A 21,495-nucleotide genomic window follows, 5' to 3' on the forward strand; every position below is an offset into this window, starting at 1 on the left:
CACTTCTCACGTCTCGGTGGGCCTGCGCTCCCGAGGCGGGGCCGGGTCGTAGGGTTCACGGGTGCCCGCAGCGACCGTCGACATCCACGACCCCCGATGGACCGACGCCGGGAGGCGGTGGACGGAGCGCGTCGCCGGCGCGCTCGCCGACCTCGCGAGCCCCGACGGCACAGGCCCGGTCGTCGTCGAGCACATCGGGTCCACGGCAGTGCCCGGGCTCGCGGCGAAGCCGATCATCGACCTCCAGGTGCGCGTCGCACCGCTGCCCTCCGAGGCGGTGCTGGAGGCGGCGCTCGGGCCGCTCGGGTTCTCGATCGAGCGCGGGGCGCGCCCCGACTCGCCCGGCGTGTACCGGGACATCCCGCGCCCGGGCGCCGACCCCGCCCCGGAGCTCTACGCCAAGCGCCTGCTCACCCGCGCCGGTGGCGAGGGCGATCCGCCCGTCATCCTGCACGTCCGACGCCTCGACTCGCCGTTCGCCGCGTACGTCGTCGCGTTCCGCGACTGGCTGCGCGCCGTCCCTACCGAGGCCGCGGCCTACGAGGCGACCAAGCGGAGCCTCGCCGCGCGGCACGCAGACGCCGACGACTACGACGACTACACGCGCGACAAGACGGCGTTCCTCGACGCGGCGCAGGGCCGGATGGAGCATTGGTTCGCCGAGCGCGCCGACGCGGAGAAAGGTCACCGATGACCAGCGCCTCCCTTCTCGGTGGGCTCTCGGCCTACCTGCACCACGGTGTGCTCGTCGTCGAGGACCCTGCCAGCGAGGCGAGCCACCAGGAGTGGGACCCGGAGCGGCAGGCGTACGACATCGAGGACGGTTCCGTCCTCGTGCGGGTCCGTCCCGCGGTCGACGGGCCTGTCGAGGTGGAGGTCCACGACGTCCATGACGCGGACGGCGACCCGACCTCCGGACTCGTGCGCCTCGTCGGGACGAGCATCGACACGCCCGACGACAGGGTGCGCGTCCACGACCCGGAGGATCGTGTCTCTCTGGTCGTGCAGTCCGAGCGCGAGGGTTCCCCGACACCGCTCCCGGTCGGGGTGTTCGTCGACGACGTCGAGCACACCGCGCGCGTCGTCATCCTGCTGGGATGACAGCTCCCGACGCACGGCCCGACGTCGCTTCCGCACGGGCGGTCGTCGCGGAGGCGGACGCCCTCGCCGCGCTGCTCGCGGCGCTCTCCGCCGCGCCGGGGACGGCTCGTGAGCAGGTGCGCGCGGCGTTCGGCGACAGTCGCGAGGAGAAGGTCCTCGCGCGGCTCGACACGGTGGACGTCGCGTCGCTGCGCGACGTCACGCGCGAGCGGCTGCGGCTCGGGGCGCTCGCGGACGCGGGCGTGCGGACGGTCGGGGAGGTCGCGCGGCTCGGGCGCGACGGCCTGGAGAAGCTCCCCGACATCGGGCCGCAGACCGCGACGCACCTGCTCGCCGCCGCCGAGCAGGTCGCGCGCGCGGCGCGCGAGAGCCTGCGCTTCCGGATCGACCTCACGCCGACGGACCCGGTCGCGACCGCGCTCGTCCAGGCGCTGCACACGCTCGACCAGGCCGACGACGCCCTCGCCCGGTACGGCGACCAGGTGCGCGCCGCGCTCGCGGAGCACGAACGCGTGCGCGACGACGCGCTCATCGCGGCGAGCGGGCCGCGCCGCCTGCTCGCGTGGGGCGAGCGGCGCCGTCGGGCGTTCGCGGCGGTGGCGACGCTCGCCGGGATCGCGGAGCAGGCCCGGGAGACGGGGCTGGTCGAGGAGGCCCGCCGCGTCACCGCGCTCCTCGCGGAGCCTGCGCGCCCCTACGACGCCTGGGCGGACTTCCGGCGCCGGTCCGCGGCGTACTACGCGCTGCTCGACGGCGTCGCCCCCACCGGGCGCGACGTCGCCGCCGCGGCGGGCCACCTGCCCGCGGAGCTCGTGGACCGCGTGCAGACGCAGGCGCTCGACGAGACCCTGCTGCGGGTGTCGCTGCGCGGGTACCAGGCGTTCGGGGCGCGCTTCGCGCTCGCGCAGCGGCGCGTCGTCCTCGGCGATGAGATGGGGCTCGGCAAGACCGTGCAGGCGATCGCCGTCGTCGCGCACCTCCTCGCGCGCGGCGCGACGCACGCGCTCGTCGTGTGCCCCGCGAGCGTCCTGGAGAACTGGGTGCGCGAGCTGCGCGCGCACGCGGGCCTCCCGGTCCACGCCGTGCACGGCGAGGATCGCGACGAGGCCGCCGAGGCGTGGCGCGCGACCGGCGGCGTCGCGGTCGTGACGTTCGCGGGCCTGCGTCGCGTCGGGACCGAGGCCTTCGCGACGGCCGGGTCCGTCGGCCCCGCGGTGCTCGTCGTGGACGAGGCGCACTACGTGAAGAACCCGCTCGCGAAGCGCTCGGTCGCCGTCGCGGCGCTCGCGGACAGGTCGCAGCACGTCCTGCTCCTCACCGGGACGCCGATGGAGAACCGGGTCGACGAGTTCCGCACCCTGCTCGGCTACCTCCAGCCCGAGCTCGCCGGGAGTCTCGACGCCGCGCACGGCGCGGCGGGCCCCGACGCGTTCCGGCACGCCGTGGCGCCCGCCTACCTGCGGCGCAACGCCGAGGACGTGCTCGAGGAGTTGCCCGAGCTCGTGCAGGTCGACGAGTGGGAGCGGCTCGGTGTGGTCGACGGCGCGGCGTACCGCGAGGCCGTCGCGGCAGGGTCGTTCATGGCGATGCGGCGGGCGGCGTTCGCGGTCGACCACCCCGAGGACTCGGCGAAGCTGCGCCGGCTCGTGGAGCTCGCGCGCGAGGCGGCCGACAACGGGCGCAAGGTCGTGGTGTTCTCGTACTTCCGGGACGTGGTCGACGCCGTCGTGCGCGCGCTCGGCGACCTCGCGCTCGCTCCGCTGACCGGCTCGGTGCCCGCCCGGACGCGCCAGACGATCGTCGACGACTTCACGGCGGCCGAGACCCCGCGCGTGCTCGTGAGCCAGATCGATGTCGGGGGAGTGGGCCTCAACATCCAGGCCGCCTCCGTCGTGATCCTGTGCGAGCCCCAGACCAAGCCCACGACCGAGGCGCAGGCCGTCGCCCGCGCCCACCGCATGGGTCAGGTCGAGACGGTCCAGGTGCACCGCCTGCTCACGGTCGACAGCGTCGACGAGCACCTCGTGCGCCTGCTCGGGACGAAGGCGCGGCTGTTCGACGCGTACGCGCGCCGCAGCGCGCTCGCCGAGGAGGTCGCGGGCGCGGTCGACGTGTCCGAGGCGTCGCTCGCGCGCGCGGTCGTCGACGCCGAGCGTGCCCGGCTGTTCGTCGACCCGGCAGTCACGTCCGTCGAGGATGCGCCCGCCGTCGACGCCGGCGACGCCGTCGGGGAGGACGAACCGGTCGAGCGATGACGCGGCGCCGTGCACCCGGTCGGCGCGCCCGCTGGCGTGGCGCGGCATAGCGTGGCGTCATGACCGCTCCGGACGCCCTGCCCCCGCTCACCCCGCTGCCCGAGGACTGGTCCACGGCGCTCGCCGTCGTCGCCCATCCCGACGACATGGAGTTCGGCGCCGCCGCGGCGGTCGCCCGGTGGACGGGCCAGGGCAAGCGGGTCGTGTACTGCATGGTCACGAGCGGCGAGGCCGGCATCGACGGCATGGACCCCGACGAGGCACGACGCGTCCGCGAGGCGGAGCAGGTCGAGTCCGGGCGGATCGTCGGCGTCGAGGAGGTCGAGTTCCTCGGGCTGCCCGACGGCGTGCTCGAGTACGGCCTGCCGCTGCGGCGGGCGATCGCGGGCGCGATCCGGCGCCACCGGCCGGACGTCGTGATCACCGGGAACTACCGCGAGACGTTCCCGGGCGGGATGCTCAACCAGGCGGACCACATCGCGACGGGACGGGCCGTCGTGGACGCCGTGCGCGACGCGGGGAACCGGTGGGTGTTCCGCGAGCAGGTCGAGACGGACGGGGTCGAGCCCTGGGGTGGCGTGCGCCAGGTCTGGGTCGCGGCCTCGCCCGACGGCGCGCACGGCGTCGACGTGAGCGCGACGTTCGACGCGGGGGTCGCGTCCCTGCGCGCGCACGCCGCCTATCTCGACGGCCTCGGCTGGGCGGACTTCGACCCGGCCGCGTTCCTCGCGTCCATGAGCGTGCCCACGGGCGACCGCATGGGTGTCACTCACGCGGTCGCCTTCGAGGTCCTGCGCATGGGCTGGGAGGACTGACTCAGGCCGGGTCCGGCTGCTCCTCGACCTCGACGACCTTGAGCTCGGGCGCGAACCCGTAGAGCCTGCCGTCCCGCGCGCCGACCCACCACTTCCCGCACATCGCGGTGGCGCCCTGCTCCGTGCCCTCCTCCCACCACGACGCCCTGAGCGTCGCCGCCGTGCGGAAGTCCGCCGCGGTCAGGTCGCCGCGCTCGGGTCGAGGCTCCAGCGGGTGCTCCGCCGAGACCGGCGTGCAGCTCTCGGGCAGGGCGCCGAGGTCGGCCGTCATCGTGAGGATCCGCTCGTCGCCCGTCGTGCGGACCACCTCGCGCACGTCGGTGGCGGAGTCGGGCACCCAGTCGGGCAGGACGCCCTCGGCCTTGCCGGTCTCGCCCGTCGCGAACTCGTAGGTCTTGGTGTGGCCGGCCCGATTCTCCGCGACCGCCTCGCCGATGCTGCCGCACGCAGAGAGCAGGAGCGCGGCACCGGCGGCCAGCGTGAGGGCGCCGAGCATCCGGCGCTCGGTCGTGCCGCGCGGGGTCGTGGTCAGGGGGAGGTCGGTGGCGGGGGTGCTGTTCGTCATGCCCACGACGCTACGGAGCAGGCGAGGGCGACGGATCGGGCCGCGAGCGGAACCTCCGCGCGGTCGTCGTACGACCACGGGAGGGCGCTCGCGGCCCGAGATCCGACCGCGGTCGGTCAGACGCGCGCCGCCGCCGGGACGTTCGCGACGCCGTCGGGCAGGAACCGGCGGCCCAGGACCTTCTCGCTGTAGCCCGTGCGGTCGAGGTACGGCGTGATGCCGCCGAGGTGGAAGCCCCACCCGGCACCGAGGATCATGCACAGGTCGATCTGCGACGGGCTCGCGACCACGCCCTCGTCGAGCATGAGCCCGATCTCGTGCGTGAGCGCCGTGAGCACGGAGTCGAGGACGCCCGCCTCGTCGAGCGCCCCCGGACCGCCAGCCTCGCCCGAGCCGAACACGGCCTGGATCGCCGGGTCGACGGGCTTGGGCAGGCTCTTTGGCGCGTCGAGGACGACGGGGATCTGCTCGTCGACGATGCGCTGGAGACCGGGGGACTCGGGGAACCGCTCGCCCAGGTCCTCGCGCAACGACGTGAGGACGTGCAGGCCGACGGCCGGGCCGACGAGGTCGAACAGCGCGAACGGCGGCATCGGTAGCCCGAGCGGTGCGCCGGCGCGGTCCGCGACCTCGACCGACGTGCCGTTCTCGACCGCCTCGACGATCTTGCCCATGAGCAGGATGAGCAGGCGGTTGACGACGAAGCCGGGGCGGTCGGCGACGAGCACCGCCGTCTTGCGGAGCTTCTTCGTCATGGCGAACGCCGTGGCGAGCGCGGCGTCGTCGGTCTTCGCCGCCTGGATGATCTCGACGAGCGGCATCTGGGCGACGGGGTTGAAGAAGTGCATCCCGACGACGCGCTCGGGGTGCCGGAGGTCGGCCGCCATCTCGGTGATCGACAGCGCGGACGTGTTGGTCAGCAGCACGGCCTCGGGCGACAGGACGCCCTCGAGCTCGGCGAAGACCTTCTTCTTGAGCCCGAGGATCTCCGTGACCGCCTCGATGACGACGTCGCAGCCCGCGAAGTCGCCGAGCTCGGTCGTGCCGTGGACCGAGCCGACGATGCGCGCGCCCGTGTCCGCGGACATGCGGCCCGAGCCGACGAGCTTCTCGACCGTCGCGCGGACGTAGCCGAGGCCCTTGTCGACGCGCTCCTGGTCGAGGTCGCGCATGACGACCGGCACCTGGAGGCGCTGGGCGAACAGCAGCGCGATCTGCGCCGCCATGAGCCCGGCGCCGACGATCCCCACGCGGGTGACCGGGCGGGCGAGCTTCGCGTCGGGCGCGCCCTGGGGCCGCTTGCCCTTCGAGACGAGCTGGAACGCGTAGACGCTCGCGCGCATCTCGTCGCTCATGATGAGGTCCGCGAGGGCCTCGTCCTCGGCGGCGAACGCCTCCTCGCGCGACGCGGTGCGCGCGGCCGCGACGAGGTCGAGCGCGCGGTACGGCGCGGGACGCGAGCCGGCGACCACGGCGTCGAGGCGCTGGCGCGTCCCGGCGACGACGGCGTCCCACACGGGCTGCGGGTCGAGCTCGCGCCGCTCGACGACGATCTCGCCGCGCAGCACGGCCTCGGCCCAGCGCAGCGAGGACTCGAGGAAGTCGGGCGCCTCGAAGAGCGCGTCGACGAGCCCGATCTCGTGCGCCTCCTTCGCCTTGAACGGCTTGTTCGCGGCCGGGCGGGCGAGGATGACGTCCATCGCCTTCTCGACGCCGAGCAGGCGCGGTACGAGGTAGGCGCCGCCCCAGCCGGGGACCAGGCCCAGGCCGACCTCGGGCAGCGCGAGCGCGCCCGCGTCGGACGCCACGGTGCGGTACGTGCAGTTCAGCGCGACCTCGAGGCCGCCGCCGAGCGCGACCCCGTTGACGAACGCGAACGTCGGCACGCCCATGTCCTGGAGCAGCGTGTACGCGGCGTGCCCGGCCCGCCCGAGGGCGAGCGCGTCGTCGCGCACCTGCACGGCCGCGGCCTGCGTGAGGTCCGCGCCCGCGGCGAGGAAGTACGGCTTGCCCGTGATCGCGACGGCGATGATCTCGCCGTCCGCGGCCCGGCGCCGCAGGGTCTCGAGGGCCGCGTGCAGCTCGGCGAGGCCCTCGGGGCCGAGCGTCGTCGGCTTGGTGTGGTCGAGCCCGTTGTCGAGCGTGACGAGGGCGAGCGTGCCCGTCCCGCCGGGGAGCGCGACGTCACGCACCAGCGAGTGCGTGACGCGCTCGCCGCGGGAGGCGTCCTTCGTCGCGTCCTGGGAGGCCGCGGGGGTCTGGGTGTCGGTGGGTGCGCTCATCGTCAGTTCTCCGCGGTCTCGAAGGTGTGGCCGGAGTAGTCGGCGTGGTGCGGGTTCTCCCAGATCACGGTGCCGCCCATGCCGAGGCCGACGCACATGGTCGTCAGGCCGTAGCGCACCTCGGGGTGCTGCTCGAACTGGCGCGCGAGCTGCGTCATGAGGCGCACGCCCGACGACGCGAGCGGGTGGCCCATGGCGATGGCGCCGCCGTACTGGTTGACGCGCTCGTCGTCGTCCGCGATGCCGAAGTGGTCGAGGAACGCGAGCACCTGGACCGCGAACGCCTCGTTGATCTCGAACAGGCCGATGTCGTCGATCGTCAGGCCCGCGGACGCGAGCGCGCGCTCGGTCGCGGGGACCGGGCCGGTGCCCATGACCTCGGGGTCGACGCCCGCGTACGCGTACGCGACGAGGCGCATGCGCGCCGGCAGCCCGAGCTCGTCGGCGACGTCGCCCGCGGCGAGCAGGCACGCCGTCGCGCCGTCGGTCAGCGGCGACGCGTTGCCCGCGGTGACCTTGCCGCCGGGGCGGAACGGGGTCTTGAGGTCGCGGATCGAGTCGACCGTGGTGCCGGGGCGCGGCAGCTCGTCGGCCGTGGCCAGGCCCCATCCGAGCTCGGTCGACCGGGTCGCGACCGGCACGAGGTCGGGGGAGATGTCGCCGTTCGCGAGGGCCTTGGCGTACTTGGCCTGGCTCGCGACGGCGTACGCGTCGGCACGCTCCTTGGTGAGGTGCGGGTACCGGTCGTGCAGGTTCTCGGCCGTCGCGCCCATGACGAGCGCGGAGGAGTCGACGAGGCGCTCGGCGACGAACCGCGGGTTCGGGTCCGACCCCTCGCCCATGGGGTGGTGGCCCATGTGCTCGACGCCGCCCGCGACGACGACGTCCTGCGCGCCCACGGCGACGTTCGCCGCGGTGGTCGTGACCGCCGTCATCGCGCCCGCGCACATGCGGTCGATCGCGAAGCCGGGCACCGACTTCGGCAGCCCCGCGAGCACCGCGACGCTGCGGCCGAGGGTGAGGCCCTGGTCGCCGGTCTGCGTCGTCGCGGCGAGCGCGAGCTCGTCGATGCGCTCGGCGGGCAGCTCGGGGCGGCGACGCAGGAGCTCGCGGATCGTCTTCACGGCGAGGTCGTCCGCGCGGGTCTCGGCGTAGATCCCGTCGGGGCGCGCCTTGCCGAACGGGCTGCGAACCCCCTCGACGAAGACGACGTCGCGCACGGGGCGGTGACGCGAGCGCTGGCTGGCCGCCTGGGTGGGTGCCGAGGTGGGAGAGGGGGCCTCGTTGGCCACGGTCATGGCATCTCCATCCGATGCAGATGGTCGGGACGGCGGTGTCCGGGAGCGGCACCGCTCGGGGGTCGTGCGTGCGATACACGCTACCGCGAGTATCGGTAAAGCACGAGACCGATGCTACGACATGAAGAGACCCGGTATCGCATCGCGCGATACCGGGTCTCTCCGAGGTTCGGGGTGGTCGGAAGTCCGCGTCAGCGGCTCCCGCGGAGCTTGCGCACGACCTTCTTCGCGGTCGGCAGGCCCTTGTTCCACGCCGAGTACCACATCGAGAACGGCACGTCGACGCTGTGCACGAGCTCGTCGTCGTGCTGGGCGAAGCTGCGCTTGAACTCGCTGATCCCGTCGTTGAGCAGCCCGTTCATGTCGTAGCGGACCAGCCCGGCCTCCTGCGCGAGCGTGATCGCGTGCCACTTCACCGGGGCGTTCGCGCGCAGCTTGCGGCCCGCGTCGTTGATCCCGCCGTAGAGCTCGAACGACGTCGTCGCGGACGACACGCACCACACGAACGACACCGGCGCGCCCTCGGAGAACGCCGCGACGAGCACCGAGTGCTCGGCGAGCTCGCGGTGGATCGCGAGGTAGTACTCGTCGTCGTGCAGCGCGAAGCCCGCGCGCTCGGCCGTCTCGTGGTAGACGTCGAGGACCTGGCGCACCTCGGCCTCGTCCGTCACGCGGCGCACCTCGAGCCCGGTGCGCGCGGCCTTGCGGATGTCGTACCGCGTCGACTTGCCCATGGCCTTCGTCAGCTCGTCCTCGGACTTCGTCAGGTCGAGGATCAGGGTCACCGGGTAGAGGATCGGGTTCGCCGCGGGCCGGGCGTCCGGGAGCGCGAGGTGCGTCCCGACCGGCCAGTCGGGCTCGATCGTGACGCCCACGCCACCGACCGTCGACTTGCACCACGCGACGACCGCCCGGGTCACGGCGTCGCGCGTCGCGTCGTCGCCCACGCCCGGTCCGGCGCCCCAACCGTCTCCCGCGGGTGCGATCACAGGCCCGCGCGGCACGTGGCACAGCGCCTTGAACTGCGCCGGGAGCGACCGCACGAGCACCTGCGCCAGGCCGCGGACGCGGCCGTCGGCGTCCACCGCCTCCACGCGGTGCGGGGTCCACGCCCCCGTGGCCTTGACCTCGCCCCAGCCCCAGAGCTGGAGGGGGTGGCCGCCGAGCTCGTTCACCCGGGCGTCCCAGGAGGCGCGGTCGGTGACTGTCCGGATCGTCAGGTTCGCGTCGTGCACGCGGACGACCCTACCCGTTCGCTACGCCCGGTCGATGCTCCCGAACGCGTCCGCGAGGGGCTGCGCGACGAGCGCCACCTGCCAGTCACGGGCGCCCCGCCCGTGCAGGAACGCGGAGATCCGCGCCGCGTCCAGCGCCTCCGGCGGCGTCCAGCACAGGCGCCGCAGCGCGTCGGGCTGGAGCACGTTCTCCACGGGGATCGCGAACCGCTCCGAGATCCCCTGGATGACGCCGCGCGCCGCCTCCAGACGGGCCGCGGCGCCGGGGTCGCGGTCGGCCCACGCGCGCGGCGGCGGCGGGGCGTCGGTGCGTGGTCCCCGCGTCGTCGGGAGAGCGCTCGCGGGCAGCGCGAGCGCGGTGTCGATCGCGCGCTGCCAGTAGGCGGCCCGGCGGCGCGTGCCCTTGCCCGCGAACGGGGCGAGCTCGACGAGCTGGCCGGCCGTGCGGGGCAGCGCCTCCGCCGCGGCGACGATCGCGCGGTCGGGCAGCACCCGGCCCGGAGCGATGTCCCGCGCGCGAGCGGTCGCGTCGCGGGCCTCCCACAGGCTCCGCACGACCGCCAGCCGACGCGGGTCGCGCAGCGTGTGCGTGCCGGACGTGCGCCGCCACGGCTCGGGGCGCGGCGGGGGCGGTCCCGCGGTGCGCACGGCCTCGAACTCCTCCGCCGCCCAGCCGGCCTTGCCCGCGTCCTCGAGCCGCTCGCCGAGGGCCCGGCGCAGCGGGACGAGCACCTCGACGTCGAGCGCGGCGTACCGCAGCCAGTCGTCCGGGAGCGGGCGGGTCGACCAGTCGACCGCCGAGTGCTCCTTCGCGAGGCCGAGGCCGAGCACGTCCGCGACGACGGCCGCGAGGCCGACGCGCTCCATGCCGAGCAGCCGTGCGGCGAGCTCGGTGTCGAACACGCTCGCCGGGACCACGCCGTGCTCCGCGAGGCCCGGCAGGTCCTGCGACGCGGCGTGCAGCACCCACTCGGCGTCGCCGACCGCCTCGCGCAGCGGCGACAGGTCGGGCACCGCGACCGGGTCGACGAGCGCCGTCCCCGCGCCCTCGCGGCGGACCTGGACGAGGTAGGTGCGCTGACCGTAGCGATAGCCCGACGCGCGCTCCGCGTCGGCGGCGACCGGGCCGCTCGCGGCGGCGAACGCGTCGACGACGCGTGCGAAGGCCGCCGGGGTGTCGACGACGCGGCCGAGCCCGTCGGACGGCTCGGTGAGCGGCGTGACGACGGCCTGCTGCGTGCCGGTCGCGGGGGTCGGGTCGAGCGGCGGGGGAGCGGGTGCTGCGGTCGAGCTCATGGGTTCACGGTATTGCGTCGGGCGGGGGGTCGAGCACCGAGCGGCGTCACGCCGTCGGGCAGGGGAGGCAGCCCGGCGGCCGTGCACAGCAGCTGCGCCCAGGCCGCGAGGTGGTCGCCGAGGTCCGCCGCAGCGGCGCTCCCCGCGGGCACCGGGGTCCACGACGCGCGCATCTCCAGCTCGACGTCGTTGTGCTTGCCGGCGAGCGCGCCGAAGCTCTGCGACAGGACGCGCGTCACCGTGCCGCCCTCCGCGCGCACGGCCGCGCCGGTGTCGTGGAGCGCGTCCTCGAGCCACGTCCACGCGACCTCGGCGAGCATCTCCTCGGACGCCATCTCCGGCTCGAGCGTGGCACGCACCATCGTCACCACGCGGAACGTGCCCTGCCACGCCTCCTGGCCGTCGGGGTCGTGGAGCACGATGAACCGCCCCGACGCGAGGTCGGGGTCCTCGGCGCGCGGTGCCTCGACCTCGCCCGTGAGCGCGACGGACCAGGGCGCGATCCGGCGGGGGGCGGGGACCTCGCGCAGCGTCACCTCGGGTCGCAGCCGCCGCGCGCCGAGGGCGTCGAGGACGGCACGGAACTCCGGGGGAGCGTCGGTCCCGTGAGCGGTGATCACTCTCGGCACACTACGAGCCGACCGGACGAACCGGACGCACGCCGCGCGGCTGTCATCGAATCGTGATCCCGACTTCGTCAAGAACGCTGCGGGTGACCGGATCGTGGCCCCTCGGGAGCGGTCCGGCGCACGAGGACTAGGCTGGCCGCGTATCCATCACCGGTGCACCCGGCCGCGCGCCCGCGCCCGGCCCGGACCGGCTCCGCGCCCTCCCCGCGCGCAGCCGTCGTGCGCCGGGACCGACCCTCGAGGAGCAGGGAAGCAGATGTCAGCACGCGCACAGATCGGTGTGACCGGACTCGCCGTCATGGGTCGCAACCTGGCCCGCAACTTCGCCCGGCACGGCTACACGGTCGCGGTGCACAACCGCTCGTACGCCAAGACCGAGTCCCTGATCGCCGAGGCGGGCAGCGAGGGCGACTTCGTCCCGTCCGAGGCGATGGCCGACTTCGTGGCGTCGCTCGAGCGCCCCCGCAAGGTCGTCATCATGGTCAAGGCGGGCGCGGCCACCGACGCCGTCATCGACGAGCTCGTGCCGCTGCTGGAGGAGGGCGACATCGTCGTCGACGCCGGCAACGCGCACTTCCCGGACACGATCCGCCGGGAGAAGGCGCTCGCGGCCCAGGGCCTGCACTTCGTCGGCACCGGCGTCTCGGGCGGCGAGGAGGGCGCGCTCAACGGCCCGTCGATCATGCCCGGCGGCACGCGCGAGTCCTACCAGAGCCTGGGCCCGATCCTCGAGGACATCTCGGCGAAGGTCGACGGCACGCCGTGCTGCACCTACGTCGGGCCCGACGGCGCCGGCCACTTCGTCAAGATGGTGCACAACGGCATCGAGTACGCCGACATGCAGCTCATCGCCGAGGCGTACGACCTGCTCAAGCAGGGGCTCGGCGCGTCCGCGCAGGAGATCGGCGAGATCTTCGCGCAGTGGAACACGGGCGACCTCGAGTCGTTCCTCATCGAGATCACCGCGGACGTGCTCCAGCATGTGGACGCGGAGACCGGCAAGGCGTTCGTCGACGTCGTGCTCGACCAGGCGGAGCAGAAGGGCACCGGCCGCTGGACGGTGCAGAACGGCCTCGACCTCGGCGTGCCGATCACCGGCATCGCCGAGGCGACGTTCGCCCGCGCGCTGTCCGGCTCGGTCCCGCAGCGCGAGGCGGGCCGTGCGGCGCTGCCGGCCGACGCCGCGGCGTGGGACGTGCAGGACCGCGACGCGTTCGTCGAGGACGTGCGCCTCGCGCTCTACGCGTCCAAGGTCGTCGCGTACTCGCAGGGCTTCGACCAGATCGCGGCGGCGTCCGCCGAGTACGGCTGGGACATCGACCGCGGCGCGATGGCCCGCATCTGGCGTGGCGGCTGCATCATCCGCGCGCGCTTCCTCAACCGCATCACCGAGGCGTACGAGCGCGACGCGCAGCTCCCGCTGCTCCTCGCCGACGAGTACTTCACCGGCGCGGTGGGCAACGGTCTCGCCGCGTGGCGTCGCGTCGTCGCGCAGGCCGCCCTCAACGGCGTCCCGACGCCGGCCTTCTCCTCGTCGCTCGCCTACTACGACGGCGTCCGGGCCGAGCGCCTGCCCGCCGCGCTCATCCAGGCGCAGCGCGACTTCTTCGGCGCGCACACCTACCGCCGCGTCGACAAGGCGGGCACGTTCCACACCGAGTGGTCGGGCGACCGGACCGAGTCCGACGCCTGACGGCTCGCCCCGCACGCACCGACGGCGGTCGTCGCGCTCCGGCGCGGCGGCCGCCGTCGGCGCGTACACCCAGGTCTCGCGACGTGGCAGGCTAGGCCGGGCGGTCCGCAGCACGGGGCCGTCGACCCGCCGCCGGACACGACACGGAGAACGATGAGCCGCCACCCGCAGGACGCGACCGCGACGAGGATGCTCGCCGACCGGACGGGCACCGACCCGGCCGACTGGTTCCTCGTCTTCAAGGCCCGCTACGGGATGGAGGTCGTGTTCCGGGCGCTCGCCGAGGCGCGCGGCGCGGGCGACGTGGTCACCCAGGTGTTCACGTGCTCGACGGCCGTCGACCCCGTCCTCGTCGCCGGTCTGCGGCCCGTCTACGCCGAGGTCTCCCCGGCGACCGTCGCGATCGACCCCGACCGGCTCGCGGTCGGGCCGGACACGCGCGCCGTCGTGCTGCAGAACACGTTCGGCATCGTCGACGACGCGACCGCGCTCCGGCTGCGCGCCGCCGCGCGCTCCGTCGGCGCGCTGCTCGTCGAGGACAGCGCGCACTGCGTGACGCGCCTCGCGCGCGACGCCGACGGGTCGCCCGTCGCGGACGTGTCGTTCCACTCGTTCGGCGTCGAGAAGATGCTCCCCACGCGATTCGGGGGAGCCGTCTGGGTGAACCCGGCGCTCGACCCGGCGCTGCGCGCCGCGATCGTGTCCGCGCTCGACGCGCTGCCGGTCGTCGGGGCCCGGCTCGACCTCGCCGCGCGCAGCTTCCGGACGCAGGTGCGCGTGCTCAACCGGCTCCCGGGCGGCGCGGCGGGGACAGTGCGTGGCGCGCTCACCGCCGTCGGCGCGTACGAGCCGGCGATCGCCCCCGTCGAGAACCGGGGCGGCCTCGCGCACCCGCCGCAGCGGCCGTCGCCGTGGGTCACCGGCCGGATGGTCGACGCGCTGCGGTCGAGCGGCGACGTCGAGGCGCGCCGCGCGGACACCGTCGCGGAGTACGTGCGCGGGCTGTCCGACGTCGTCGAGGTGCCGGCGGGCATCGGCGAGCGCGCGCCGCTGGTCCGGTTCCCCTTCTTCGCGCCCGACGCGCCGACCGCCGACCGGCTCGTGCGCGAGCTGACGGCCGCCGGGTTCTACGTCGGCAAGTGGTACCGGCCCGCGCTGTTCCCCGGCCCGGACGACCCGACGGTCTACGGCTACACGCCCGGCGACCCCGCGCTCGCGACGACCGAGGACCTCGTGGCGCGCGTCGTCAACCTGCCGACGACGGTGGGTGTCGCGACGGCGCGCCGCATCGTCGAGGCCGTGCGGTCGGCACTGGGCGCCTGAGCCCCTCGACCAGGCGATCCCCGCCGGCCGAGCAGGCGATCGCCGCGCGTCGGTGACGCGGCACGCGCCGGGACCGCCTGGTCGGCGGGAGGGTCACGCCGACGGGCGCGAGCGCGCGAACTTCACGTAGTCGAGCGTGTGGCGCAGGTCGACGCGCCACACGTCGACCCGGCGGCGCAGGCTCCTGTCGGGCGCGTAGCGCAGCGTGTGCCACACCCCGTGCTTGCGCGCCTTCTTCACGCGGTGGCGCAGCGACACGGGCACGAGGGCGCGCACGACGGGGTAGGGCACGTTGACCCACAGCCGAGCCTCCGACGTGACCTGCTCCGGCAGCTCGCGCCCGTGCACGAGGTCCTCGACGTAGCAGCGCGCGAGGTTGCCGCCCGCCGCCATCGTGTAGAAGCTCGCGGCGCCCTGGCGCAGGTTGACCTCGAGGATCTTGCTCGTGCCGGTGCGGCGGTCGTACATGACGTCGAGGTTCGCGGCGCCGACGTAGCCGAGGCTGTCGAGCAGGTGCCGGACCGACTCGGTGAGCTTGTCGTCCTTCATCGTCACGACGGCGTTGTAGTTCCCGACGAGCTTCGGGTCGTACTCGCCGAGCACGATCTGCGCCGCGGAGAGGAACCGCAGACGGCCGTGCCGGTCGGAGTACGTGTTGACCACGCGCATCACCGACTCGTCGCCCGCGAGGTACTCCTGGACGATGAGGTCGTCCGTGTACCCCGCGGCGTAGACGCGGCGCGCGACGTCGCGCAGCTCGGCCGCGTCCTGCACGAGGTAGACCTTCTTCTTGCCCTCGAACTGCAGGCGCGGGTACGTGTCCGTGTCCGACGGCTTGAGGATGAGCGGGTACGGGAACGGCAGGTTCTCGCCGAAGCCCGGGGCGTCGACGTCCGCCGCCGTCGCGATCACCGTCTCCGGGTGCGGCACGCCCAGCTCCGCGCAGGTGCGGTAGAAGTCCGTCTTGTTCATGAGGCGCGCGGCCAGCTCCTGGCCGACGAGCGGGATGACGTACAGGTCCTCGAGCTCGGCGCGGTGCGCGATCACGACGTTCGTGTAGAACTCGATGTTCGCGATGAGCAGGCGCTTGCGGCCCGGGAACTCCTCGGCCAGCTCGCGCAGGACCGCGACGATGCGCTCCGGGTCGTCGAAGTCGCGGTAGGTGCGCACGTCGACGATGCGGGAGTCCGCCGTCTCCCGCAGCGGGAAGCGGCCCAGGGCCAGCGTGCGGACGCCGTACGCCTCGTGCAACGACCTCGCGATGTTGTAGGTGTTGAGGTTGGTCCCCAGGACGATGGGGAGGAACTCGGCGTTGCCGTACGTCATCGCGGAGGGTCGTCCGTTTCTCTGTGTGGTCGGCGGGCGTCCGCCATCCTACGGGCCGGGTACGGCCGCGCCCGGGCTGCCGTCGCTCGTGACGCCCTCAGCCGCGGTGCCCTGACCTGCCCGGACGGCGACGCCGTGCCCGGCCAGCACGCGCACGAGCTCGTCGTGTCCCCGCGAGACGTCCCAGTGCACCCCGACCATGCCCGCGGCGCGCGCGCCCTCGACGTTGCGCGCGGTGTCGTCGACGAACAGCACCTCGCCCGGTTCCGCACCGATGCGTCGGGCCGCCTCGACGAAGAACCGCGGGTCGGGCTTGGCGAGCCCGAGCTCGCACGAGTACCAGCTCGTGTCGAACTCGGCGTCGTAGCCGAGGGTCTGGCGCATGAACGGCACGCGCCGGCTCTCCTGGTTGGTGCCGAGGTGCACGCCGTAGCCGCTCGCGCGCAACCCGCGCACGAGGTCGAACGACTCCTCGACGACCTCGAGCGCGTCGAACCAGATCGCGCGGTAGACGTCCTCCGCCGGCTCCGCCACGCCGTAGCGCTCCAGACCCGCGGCGAGCACGGGGAGGTAGTCGCCGTCGCCCACGAGCATGGGCAGGTCCTCGCTCCACGTGTCGCGGACGAAGTCGTGCGCCCGGTCGCCCAGGTAGCGCGCGACCGCCCCGTACCAGCCGTCGGGGATGTGCTGGAGCACGCCGTCGGCGTCGAACAGGACGTGGCGCACGGTCATGGCCGCCACCCTAGCGACGGGCCCGGGGCGATCCGGGCATGGGTGTGCATGTCGTGCCACCCGTCGGCGTGCAGCACGGCCGAGCGCCGGACCCCTTCCGCGTCGAAGCCCGCCGAGGCGGCCGCGCGGCACGACGGTGCGTTGTCGACCGAGTGCTCGAGCCACAGCCGGTGGAAGCCGGCGCCGAAGGCCCATCGCGTCGCGGTGCGCAGCGCGCGCGGCGCGACCCCCTCGCCGCGGGCCGCGGGCACCGTCCAGTAGGCGACCTCGGCGCTCCCGTCCTGCAGCGACACGTCGCGCAGCGCGACGCGCCCGCAGAGCGTGCCCTCCTGGTCGACGACGGCCCACGAGGCCCCGACCGCCTCGCCCCAGCGCGCCGCCCACCCGAGCGCGACGTCGCGCGCCTCGTCGTCGGTCGTGAGCGACCGGACGTGCCACCGCCGGACCGCCGGGTCGTCGTACACGGCACGCAGCGCGGGGGCGTCGTCACCGGTCCACGGGCGCAGCCGCAGGCCGTCGCCGGTGTCGAGCACGGGCTGCGGCACGGCGAAGGCGCGCGGGTCGACCGCCGGTCCGGCGAGCATCGGAGCCATGGGCACAGCATGGCGGGGTCGGCGCGGGGGCCGAGGGGGTGTCCGGGACGTGGGCCGCCGTAGGATCCACGGGTGACGTCGCGACCGGACCAGGACCACGCCCAGCCCCTCGTCGGAGTGCTCGGAGGTGTCGGACCGCTCGCCACGGCGTACTTCCTCCAGCTCCTCGTCGAGCTCACGGAGGCGGAGCGCGACCAGGACCACGTGGACGCCGTCGTGCTCAACCACGCCACGATCCCCGACCGCACGGCGTTCATCCTCGGCCGCTCGGACGCGGACCCGGGCCCGGTGCTCGCTCGCGACGCGCAGCGGCTCGAGCGCTTCGGGGCGGACTTCCTCGTCATGCCGTGCAACACCGCGCACTACTTCACCCAGCAAGTGCTCGACGCGATCAGCGTCCCGTTCGTGTCCATCATCGACACGACGGTCGACGCGGCCCGCTCACGGGTCGCGGACCTGCGCGCCGTGGGGCTGCTCGCGACGGCGGGGACCGCGACGTCGGGCGTCTACCAGGACGCGTTCGCGCGCCACGGCGTCGACGCGCTCGTCCCGGACGAGGCGGACCAGGCCCACGTCTCGCAGATCATCTACGAGCAGGTCAAGGCCGGCCGGCCGGTCGACATCGAGACGTTCCGCGCCGTCGCCGGCCGGCTCGTCGAGCGCGGTGCCCAGGTGATCGTGCTGGGCTGCACGGAGCTGTCCGTCGTCGCCGTCGACCACGACCTGCTCGCCGACCCGCTCTACCTCGACTCGACCGACCAGCTCGCGCGCGCGACCATCCGCCGCGCGGGGCACCGCGTCCGCGAGGCCTGACCGGGCCGCTCCCTCGACGGGCCGGGCCACTGCCTCGGCAGAGAGGTCCGACGCCGGGTCAGCCCAGCTCGCTCGTGCCCGAGTAGAGGTGCAGCACGGGGACGTGGAGCTCCTCGCGCGCGCGGGAGGCCCAGTCCGTGTGGAACGTGTCCTCGACCGCGTGCGGGTAGGTCACCACGACGATCTCGCGCACGCCGTCCGCGGCGACGGCCTTGCGCAGCGCGGGCAGCGGGTCGTCGTCGACGACGGAGCCGTCGGCCTCGCGGCCCGCCGCGCGCAGCTCGGCGACGCTGCGCTCGAGCTGCTCGCCCGCCGTCGCCGTGGCCTGGACGGGCGAGGGCTCGCGACCGAGGACCTCGTCCCACGCCTCCTTGAGCTCGCCCACGCTGAGGTGGTCGATGATCCCGGAGATCACGTTGCGCTCGGTGTCCGCGGGCACGAGCACCCGGTAGGCGAGCTGCTCGTCCTCGTGCAGCGACAGGATGTGCTGCACGTCGGCCGGGTTCAGCGTGTCTTCGGTCAGGACGAGGATCGTGTCGGTCACGCGGGTCAGCCTATCGGCAGGAGCCAGCGCGCGGCGGTCGTACCGGCGGGGGAGCCGGGACGGTCCTCGGGGCTGTGCAGCAGGTGGGCGAGGCGCGCGCCCCGGGGCGGGAGCGCGGTCGTGCCCGACGGCGCCGCCCCGGCCACGATCCGGCCGGGCCCCTGCCCGACGACGGTCGGCGTCGTGGTGACGCACAGCTCGTCGACCAGGTCCGCCGCGAGCAGGTCGCCCAGGAGCGTCGGCCCGCCCTCGGTGAGCACGCGGGCCAGGCCGCGGTCGGCGAGCGCGGCGAGCCCCGCGGCGAGGTCGACGGCGGCGTCCGGCCCGGGCGAGGTGCCCTCCGCGTCGTGCCCGACGACGAGCACCCGGTCCGCGGGCACGGCGCCCCTCGCCGCGGCCGCCCCGGCGGGGCCGGTGAGCACGAAGGGCGCACGGTCGCCGCGGGCGAGCGCCTCGGGGACGCGGCCGGTCCGGGTGACGATCGCGAGCTCGAGCGGCGCGTCGTGCAGGTGTCGTAGACCGCGCGGCCGGTCGAGCGCGGTGTACCCCTCGGCGCGGGCGGTCCCCGCACCGACCAGGACGACGTCGGCCAGCGCGCGCAGGACGCGGAAGACGCGCCAGTCCGCGTCGTCGTTGATCGACCCCGAGCGGTGGTCCGGGCCCCACGCCGCGCCGTCGACGCTCGCGACCATGTTGGCGCGCACGACGTGCGCTCCGCGGGCGGGCGGGCCGTACGCGTAGAGGGCCGCGAGGCGTTCCTCGCGCGGGTCGGGCGGCAGGTGCTCCGCGGCGGGGAGCAGGACGTCGAGCGGGGGCAGGTCCGTGCGCCCGCCGGCGGACTCGGGCGGGGGTGCCGTGGTGGAGGTCACAGCGGCCAGGTTAGCCGCGGGCGTAGGCTGGATCCTCGTGACTGCGCCCGTCGCCGGCGGCTCCTCGGCCCCGGCAGCCCTCCCCGGCACCGCCCGCGCGTCGGCCCCCGACGCTGCTCCCGACGTGCCCGGACGCACGCGCGCCCTGGCCGACGTCCGTCCGTCCGTCCCGCCCGCGCGCCTGCTGGCCGACCTCCTGCCGCCGCGGCACTTCGCCGACGCCCGCTTCTCGACCTACCGCGCGAACGCGGCGTACCCGAGCCAGGCGCGCACCGTCGCGCGGCTCGAGGAGGTCGCGGCCGCCGTCGTGAAGCCCGCGCGCAAGGGGCTCTTCGGCGCTCGGAAGCAGACCGCGCCCGCGGTGTACATGGACGGCGGCTTCGGCGTCGGCAAGACCCACCTCCTGACCTCCCTCGCGCACGCCGTGGGCCTCGACGCGAGCGCCTACGGCACGTTCGTCGAGTACACGAACCTGGTGGGCGCGCTCGGCTTCCAGGCGACGGTGGACGCGCTCGCGACGAAGAAGCTCGTGTGCATCGACGAGTTCGAGCTCGACGACCCGGGCGACACCGTGCTCATGTCCCGGCTCCTGCGCGAGCTCGCCGACCGCGGCGTCGCGCTCGCGGCGACGTCGAACACGCTGCCCGAGGCGCTCGGCGAGGGCCGCTTCGCTGCCGAGGACTTCCTGCGCGAGATCCAGGCGCTCGCGGCCCGGTTCGAGGTGCTGCGCGTCGACGGCGAGGACTACCGCCACCGTGCGGTCGTCACCGACTCGGCCCCGCTGCCCGAGGATGCGGTGCGGGCCGCGGCCGTGGGCCGCCCCGGCACGACGCTCGACGCGTTCGACGACCTGCTGGCGCACCTCTCGCACGTGCACCCCAGCCGCTACCGCGCGCTGCTCGACGGCGTCGAGGTCGTCGCGCTCACCGGCGTGCACACCGTGACCGAGCAGGCCGCCGCCCTGCGGCTCGTCGTCCTCGTCGACCGCCTCTACGACCGCGACGTGCCCGTGCTGCTCGCCGGGTCGGGCGAGTACACGGGGGAGCGGAGCCTGTTCACGGACGAGATGCTGCGCGGCGGGTACCGCAAGAAGTACTACCGCGCGCTCTCACGCCTCGGCGCGCTCGCCGAGGACGGTCGCGAGGTCGCGCGCGCGTCGGCCTGACGCCGGGCACGAGCGAGCACGGTGCCGCGGCTCACGTCGCGGCGAGGCGCTCCTTCTCGACCTCGATGTCGAAGTCGGCCGGGGGCCAGCCGAGGTCGAGGCGGCGCAGCGCGTCGAGCAGGAGCTCGCTCACCGCGAGGCGTGCGAACCACTTGCGGTCGGCCGGGACGACGTGCCAGGGCGCGGCCTCGGTGCTCGTCCGGTCGAGGACGGCCTGGTAGGCCTCTTGGTACGCGGGCCACTTCTGGCGCGAGTCGACGTCGTTCGGGTTGTACTTCCAGAACTTGTCCGGGCGCTCGAGGCGCTCCATGAGCCGGGCCCGCTGCTCCTCGTAGGACACGAGCAGCGCGACCTTGACGATCGTCGTGCCCGAGGCGACGACCTCCTCCTCGAAACGGTTGATCTCGTCGTACCGCGCCTCCCAGACCTCGGGCGGCACGAGGCCGTCGACGCGCGCTACCAGGACGTCCTCGTAGTGCGAGCGGTCGAAGACGCCGATGTAGCCGGGCTCCGGGAGAGCCTTGCGGATCCGCCACAGGTAGTCGTGCTCGCGCTCCTCGGGCGTCGGGACGCCGAACGACCGGTGCGCGACGCCCTGCGGGTCGACGAGGCCGACGACGTGCCGCACGATGCCGCCCTTGCCGGCCGTGTCCATGCCCTGGAGCACGAGCAGGACCGAGCGCGACCCGCCCGAGCGGCCCTCGGCGAACAGGCGTTCCTGGAGCTCGGAGAGCTCGTCCGCGTGCCGTGCGACGAGCGCCTGGCCGGCCGCCTTGTCGCCGGCGAACCCTGGCGTCGACCCCCGGTCGAACGCCGCGAGGTCGAAGCCCGCGGGAACGCGCAGCGACTCCGTGGGGGCGACCTCCCAGTCGGCGTCGAGCGCCGGCGCGGAGCCGGACGCCGAGCCGGACCCCGAACCCTTGCCGTGCTTCTTCTTCGCCTTCTTCGTCGTCGACATGGG

At 74.5% G+C, this 21,495-nt stretch carries 20 protein-coding genes; 8 read left to right on the forward strand and 12 right to left on the reverse strand.

The window, feature by feature from the left end:
- Positions 1 to 61 precede the first annotated feature (61 nt).
- Genes NF338_RS08465 through NF338_RS08480 form a run of 4 tightly spaced genes read left to right on the forward strand, consistent with a single transcriptional unit; the run spans position 62 to position 4,171 of the window.
- Complete coding sequence (locus NF338_RS08465) at positions 62 to 694, forward strand: GrpB family protein (protein ID WP_264030364.1); 633 nt, start codon at positions 62 to 64, stop codon at positions 692 to 694.
- On the forward strand, positions 691 to 1,101 hold the full coding sequence (locus NF338_RS08470) for a hypothetical protein (RefSeq protein ID WP_264030365.1): 411 nt from the start codon (positions 691 to 693) through the stop codon (positions 1,099 to 1,101). The genes NF338_RS08465 and NF338_RS08470 overlap by 4 nt, the downstream gene beginning before the upstream one ends.
- A complete protein-coding gene (locus NF338_RS08475; RefSeq protein WP_264030366.1) occupies positions 1,098 to 3,356 on the forward strand; it encodes a DEAD/DEAH box helicase in 2,259 nt (752 codons plus the stop codon). Before NF338_RS08470 ends, NF338_RS08475 begins: the two co-directional genes overlap by 4 nt.
- A 59-nt stretch (positions 3,357 to 3,415) precedes the next feature.
- Positions 3,416 to 4,171 carry a PIG-L deacetylase family protein gene (locus NF338_RS08480; RefSeq protein ID WP_264030367.1) on the forward strand — a complete coding sequence of 252 codons (756 nt, stop codon included), beginning with the start codon at positions 3,416 to 3,418 and terminating at the stop codon, positions 4,169 to 4,171.
- A 1-nt stretch (position 4,172) separates the two neighbouring features.
- Here NF338_RS08480 and NF338_RS08485 read toward each other — a convergent pair whose 3' ends face one another.
- The 6 genes from NF338_RS08485 to NF338_RS08510 form a co-directional block, all read right to left on the reverse strand.
- Positions 4,173 to 4,736, reverse strand: a complete 564-nt coding sequence (locus NF338_RS08485; RefSeq protein ID WP_264030368.1) for a hypothetical protein — start codon at positions 4,734 to 4,736, stop codon at positions 4,173 to 4,175.
- Between the two features lie 116 nt (positions 4,737 to 4,852).
- A complete protein-coding gene (locus tag NF338_RS08490) occupies positions 4,853 to 7,018 on the reverse strand; it encodes a 3-hydroxyacyl-CoA dehydrogenase NAD-binding domain-containing protein (protein ID WP_264030369.1) in 2,166 nt (721 codons plus the stop codon).
- Positions 7,019 to 7,020: 2 nt separating this feature from the next.
- Entirely contained in the window at positions 7,021 to 8,316 is a 1,296-nt protein-coding gene (locus NF338_RS08495; protein ID WP_264030370.1) for a thiolase family protein, read from the reverse strand.
- A gap of 191 nt (positions 8,317 to 8,507) precedes the next feature.
- Positions 8,508 to 9,551, reverse strand: a complete 1,044-nt coding sequence (locus NF338_RS08500) for a lipid II:glycine glycyltransferase FemX (protein WP_264030371.1) — start codon at positions 9,549 to 9,551, stop codon at positions 8,508 to 8,510.
- A gap of 21 nt (positions 9,552 to 9,572) precedes the next feature.
- Entirely contained in the window at positions 9,573 to 10,847 is a 1,275-nt protein-coding gene (locus NF338_RS08505) for a ribonuclease D (RefSeq protein ID WP_264030372.1), read from the reverse strand.
- Positions 10,844 to 11,467 (reverse strand): DUF3000 domain-containing protein, encoded by a 624-nt coding sequence (locus NF338_RS08510; protein ID WP_264030373.1) that lies wholly within the window; start codon positions 11,465 to 11,467, stop codon positions 10,844 to 10,846. Before NF338_RS08510 ends, NF338_RS08505 begins: the two co-directional genes overlap by 4 nt.
- A 265-nt stretch (positions 11,468 to 11,732) precedes the next feature.
- Between NF338_RS08510 and gndA the strand changes: the two genes are divergently transcribed.
- Complete coding sequence (gene gndA, locus NF338_RS08515) at positions 11,733 to 13,169, forward strand: NADP-dependent phosphogluconate dehydrogenase (RefSeq protein ID WP_264030374.1); 1,437 nt, start codon at positions 11,733 to 11,735, stop codon at positions 13,167 to 13,169.
- 153 nt (positions 13,170 to 13,322) lie between these two features.
- Positions 13,323 to 14,492, forward strand: a complete 1,170-nt coding sequence (locus tag NF338_RS08520) for a DegT/DnrJ/EryC1/StrS family aminotransferase (RefSeq protein ID WP_264030375.1) — start codon at positions 13,323 to 13,325, stop codon at positions 14,490 to 14,492.
- A gap of 93 nt (positions 14,493 to 14,585) precedes the next feature.
- Here the strand turns inward: NF338_RS08520 and NF338_RS08525 are convergent, their stop codons facing one another.
- Genes NF338_RS08525 through NF338_RS08535 form a run of 3 tightly spaced genes read right to left on the reverse strand, consistent with a single transcriptional unit; the run spans position 14,586 to position 17,143 of the window.
- On the reverse strand, positions 14,586 to 15,818 hold the full coding sequence (locus NF338_RS08525; protein ID WP_264030376.1) for an ATP-grasp domain-containing protein: 1,233 nt from the start codon (positions 15,816 to 15,818) through the stop codon (positions 14,586 to 14,588).
- Between the two features lie 48 nt (positions 15,819 to 15,866).
- Positions 15,867 to 16,550 (reverse strand): HAD family hydrolase, encoded by a 684-nt coding sequence (locus NF338_RS08530; RefSeq protein WP_264030377.1) that lies wholly within the window; start codon positions 16,548 to 16,550, stop codon positions 15,867 to 15,869.
- The gene (locus tag NF338_RS08535; RefSeq protein ID WP_264030378.1) at positions 16,547 to 17,143 is read right to left on the reverse strand and encodes a GNAT family N-acetyltransferase; all 597 of its coding nucleotides are present in this window, start codon (positions 17,141 to 17,143) and stop codon (positions 16,547 to 16,549) included. The genes NF338_RS08530 and NF338_RS08535 overlap by 4 nt, the downstream gene beginning before the upstream one ends.
- 72 nt (positions 17,144 to 17,215) lie before the next feature.
- Here NF338_RS08535 and NF338_RS08540 point away from each other — a divergent pair, with 72 nt between their 5' ends.
- Complete coding sequence (locus NF338_RS08540; protein ID WP_264030379.1) at positions 17,216 to 17,956, forward strand: aspartate/glutamate racemase family protein; 741 nt, start codon at positions 17,216 to 17,218, stop codon at positions 17,954 to 17,956.
- A 58-nt stretch (positions 17,957 to 18,014) separates the two neighbouring features.
- Here NF338_RS08540 and NF338_RS08545 read toward each other — a convergent pair whose 3' ends face one another.
- Positions 18,015 to 18,500: a hypothetical protein gene (locus NF338_RS08545; protein WP_087471929.1), complete on the reverse strand. Its 486-nt coding sequence runs from the start codon at positions 18,498 to 18,500 to the stop codon at positions 18,015 to 18,017.
- A 5-nt stretch (positions 18,501 to 18,505) separates the two neighbouring features.
- Positions 18,506 to 19,369: a dihydrofolate reductase family protein gene (locus NF338_RS08550; protein ID WP_264030380.1), complete on the reverse strand. Its 864-nt coding sequence runs from the start codon at positions 19,367 to 19,369 to the stop codon at positions 18,506 to 18,508.
- 124 nt (positions 19,370 to 19,493) lie between these two features.
- Here NF338_RS08550 and zapE point away from each other — a divergent pair, with 124 nt between their 5' ends.
- On the forward strand, positions 19,494 to 20,534 hold the full coding sequence (gene zapE / locus NF338_RS08555) for a cell division protein ZapE (RefSeq protein ID WP_264030531.1): 1,041 nt from the start codon (positions 19,494 to 19,496) through the stop codon (positions 20,532 to 20,534).
- 31 nt (positions 20,535 to 20,565) lie between these two features.
- Here zapE and NF338_RS08560 read toward each other — a convergent pair whose 3' ends face one another.
- Positions 20,566 to 21,492, reverse strand: coding sequence for a PPK2 family polyphosphate kinase (locus NF338_RS08560; RefSeq protein ID WP_264030381.1), 927 nt, complete (start codon positions 21,490 to 21,492; stop codon positions 20,566 to 20,568).
- Positions 21,493 to 21,495 lie beyond the last annotated feature (3 nt).

The sequence above is a fragment of the Cellulosimicrobium sp. SH8 genome, from assembly GCF_025818875.1.
GTDB classification, from domain to species: domain Bacteria; phylum Actinomycetota; class Actinomycetes; order Actinomycetales; family Cellulomonadaceae; genus Cellulosimicrobium; species Cellulosimicrobium cellulans_D.

What these genes read in the sequence shown, in the direction of transcription:
- NF338_RS08470 (WP_264030365.1), top strand. Translation starts at nt 691, where the DNA reads ATGACCAGCGCCTCCCTTCTCGGTGGGCTCTCGGCCTACCTGCACCAC.
- NF338_RS08475 (WP_264030366.1), top strand. Translation starts at nt 1,098, where the DNA reads ATGACAGCTCCCGACGCACGGCCCGACGTCGCTTCCGCACGGGCGGTC.
- NF338_RS08480 (WP_264030367.1), top strand. Translation starts at nt 3,416, where the DNA reads ATGACCGCTCCGGACGCCCTGCCCCCGCTCACCCCGCTGCCCGAGGAC.
- NF338_RS08485 (WP_264030368.1), bottom strand. Translation starts at nt 4,736, where the DNA reads ATGACGAACAGCACCCCCGCCACCGACCTCCCCCTGACCACGACCCCG.
- NF338_RS08490 (WP_264030369.1), bottom strand. Translation starts at nt 7,018, where the DNA reads ATGAGCGCACCCACCGACACCCAGACCCCCGCGGCCTCCCAGGACGCG.
- NF338_RS08495 (WP_264030370.1), bottom strand. Translation starts at nt 8,316, where the DNA reads ATGACCGTGGCCAACGAGGCCCCCTCTCCCACCTCGGCACCCACCCAG.
- NF338_RS08505 (WP_264030372.1), bottom strand. Translation starts at nt 10,847, where the DNA reads ATGAGCTCGACCGCAGCACCCGCTCCCCCGCCGCTCGACCCGACCCCC.
- gndA (WP_264030374.1), top strand. Translation starts at nt 11,733, where the DNA reads ATGTCAGCACGCGCACAGATCGGTGTGACCGGACTCGCCGTCATGGGT.
- NF338_RS08520 (WP_264030375.1), top strand. Translation starts at nt 13,323, where the DNA reads ATGAGCCGCCACCCGCAGGACGCGACCGCGACGAGGATGCTCGCCGAC.
- NF338_RS08525 (WP_264030376.1), bottom strand. Translation starts at nt 15,818, where the DNA reads ATGACGTACGGCAACGCCGAGTTCCTCCCCATCGTCCTGGGGACCAAC.
- NF338_RS08530 (WP_264030377.1), bottom strand. Translation starts at nt 16,550, where the DNA reads ATGACCGTGCGCCACGTCCTGTTCGACGCCGACGGCGTGCTCCAGCAC.
- NF338_RS08535 (WP_264030378.1), bottom strand. Translation starts at nt 17,143, where the DNA reads ATGGCTCCGATGCTCGCCGGACCGGCGGTCGACCCGCGCGCCTTCGCC.
- NF338_RS08560 (WP_264030381.1), bottom strand. Translation starts at nt 21,492, where the DNA reads ATGTCGACGACGAAGAAGGCGAAGAAGAAGCACGGCAAGGGTTCGGGG.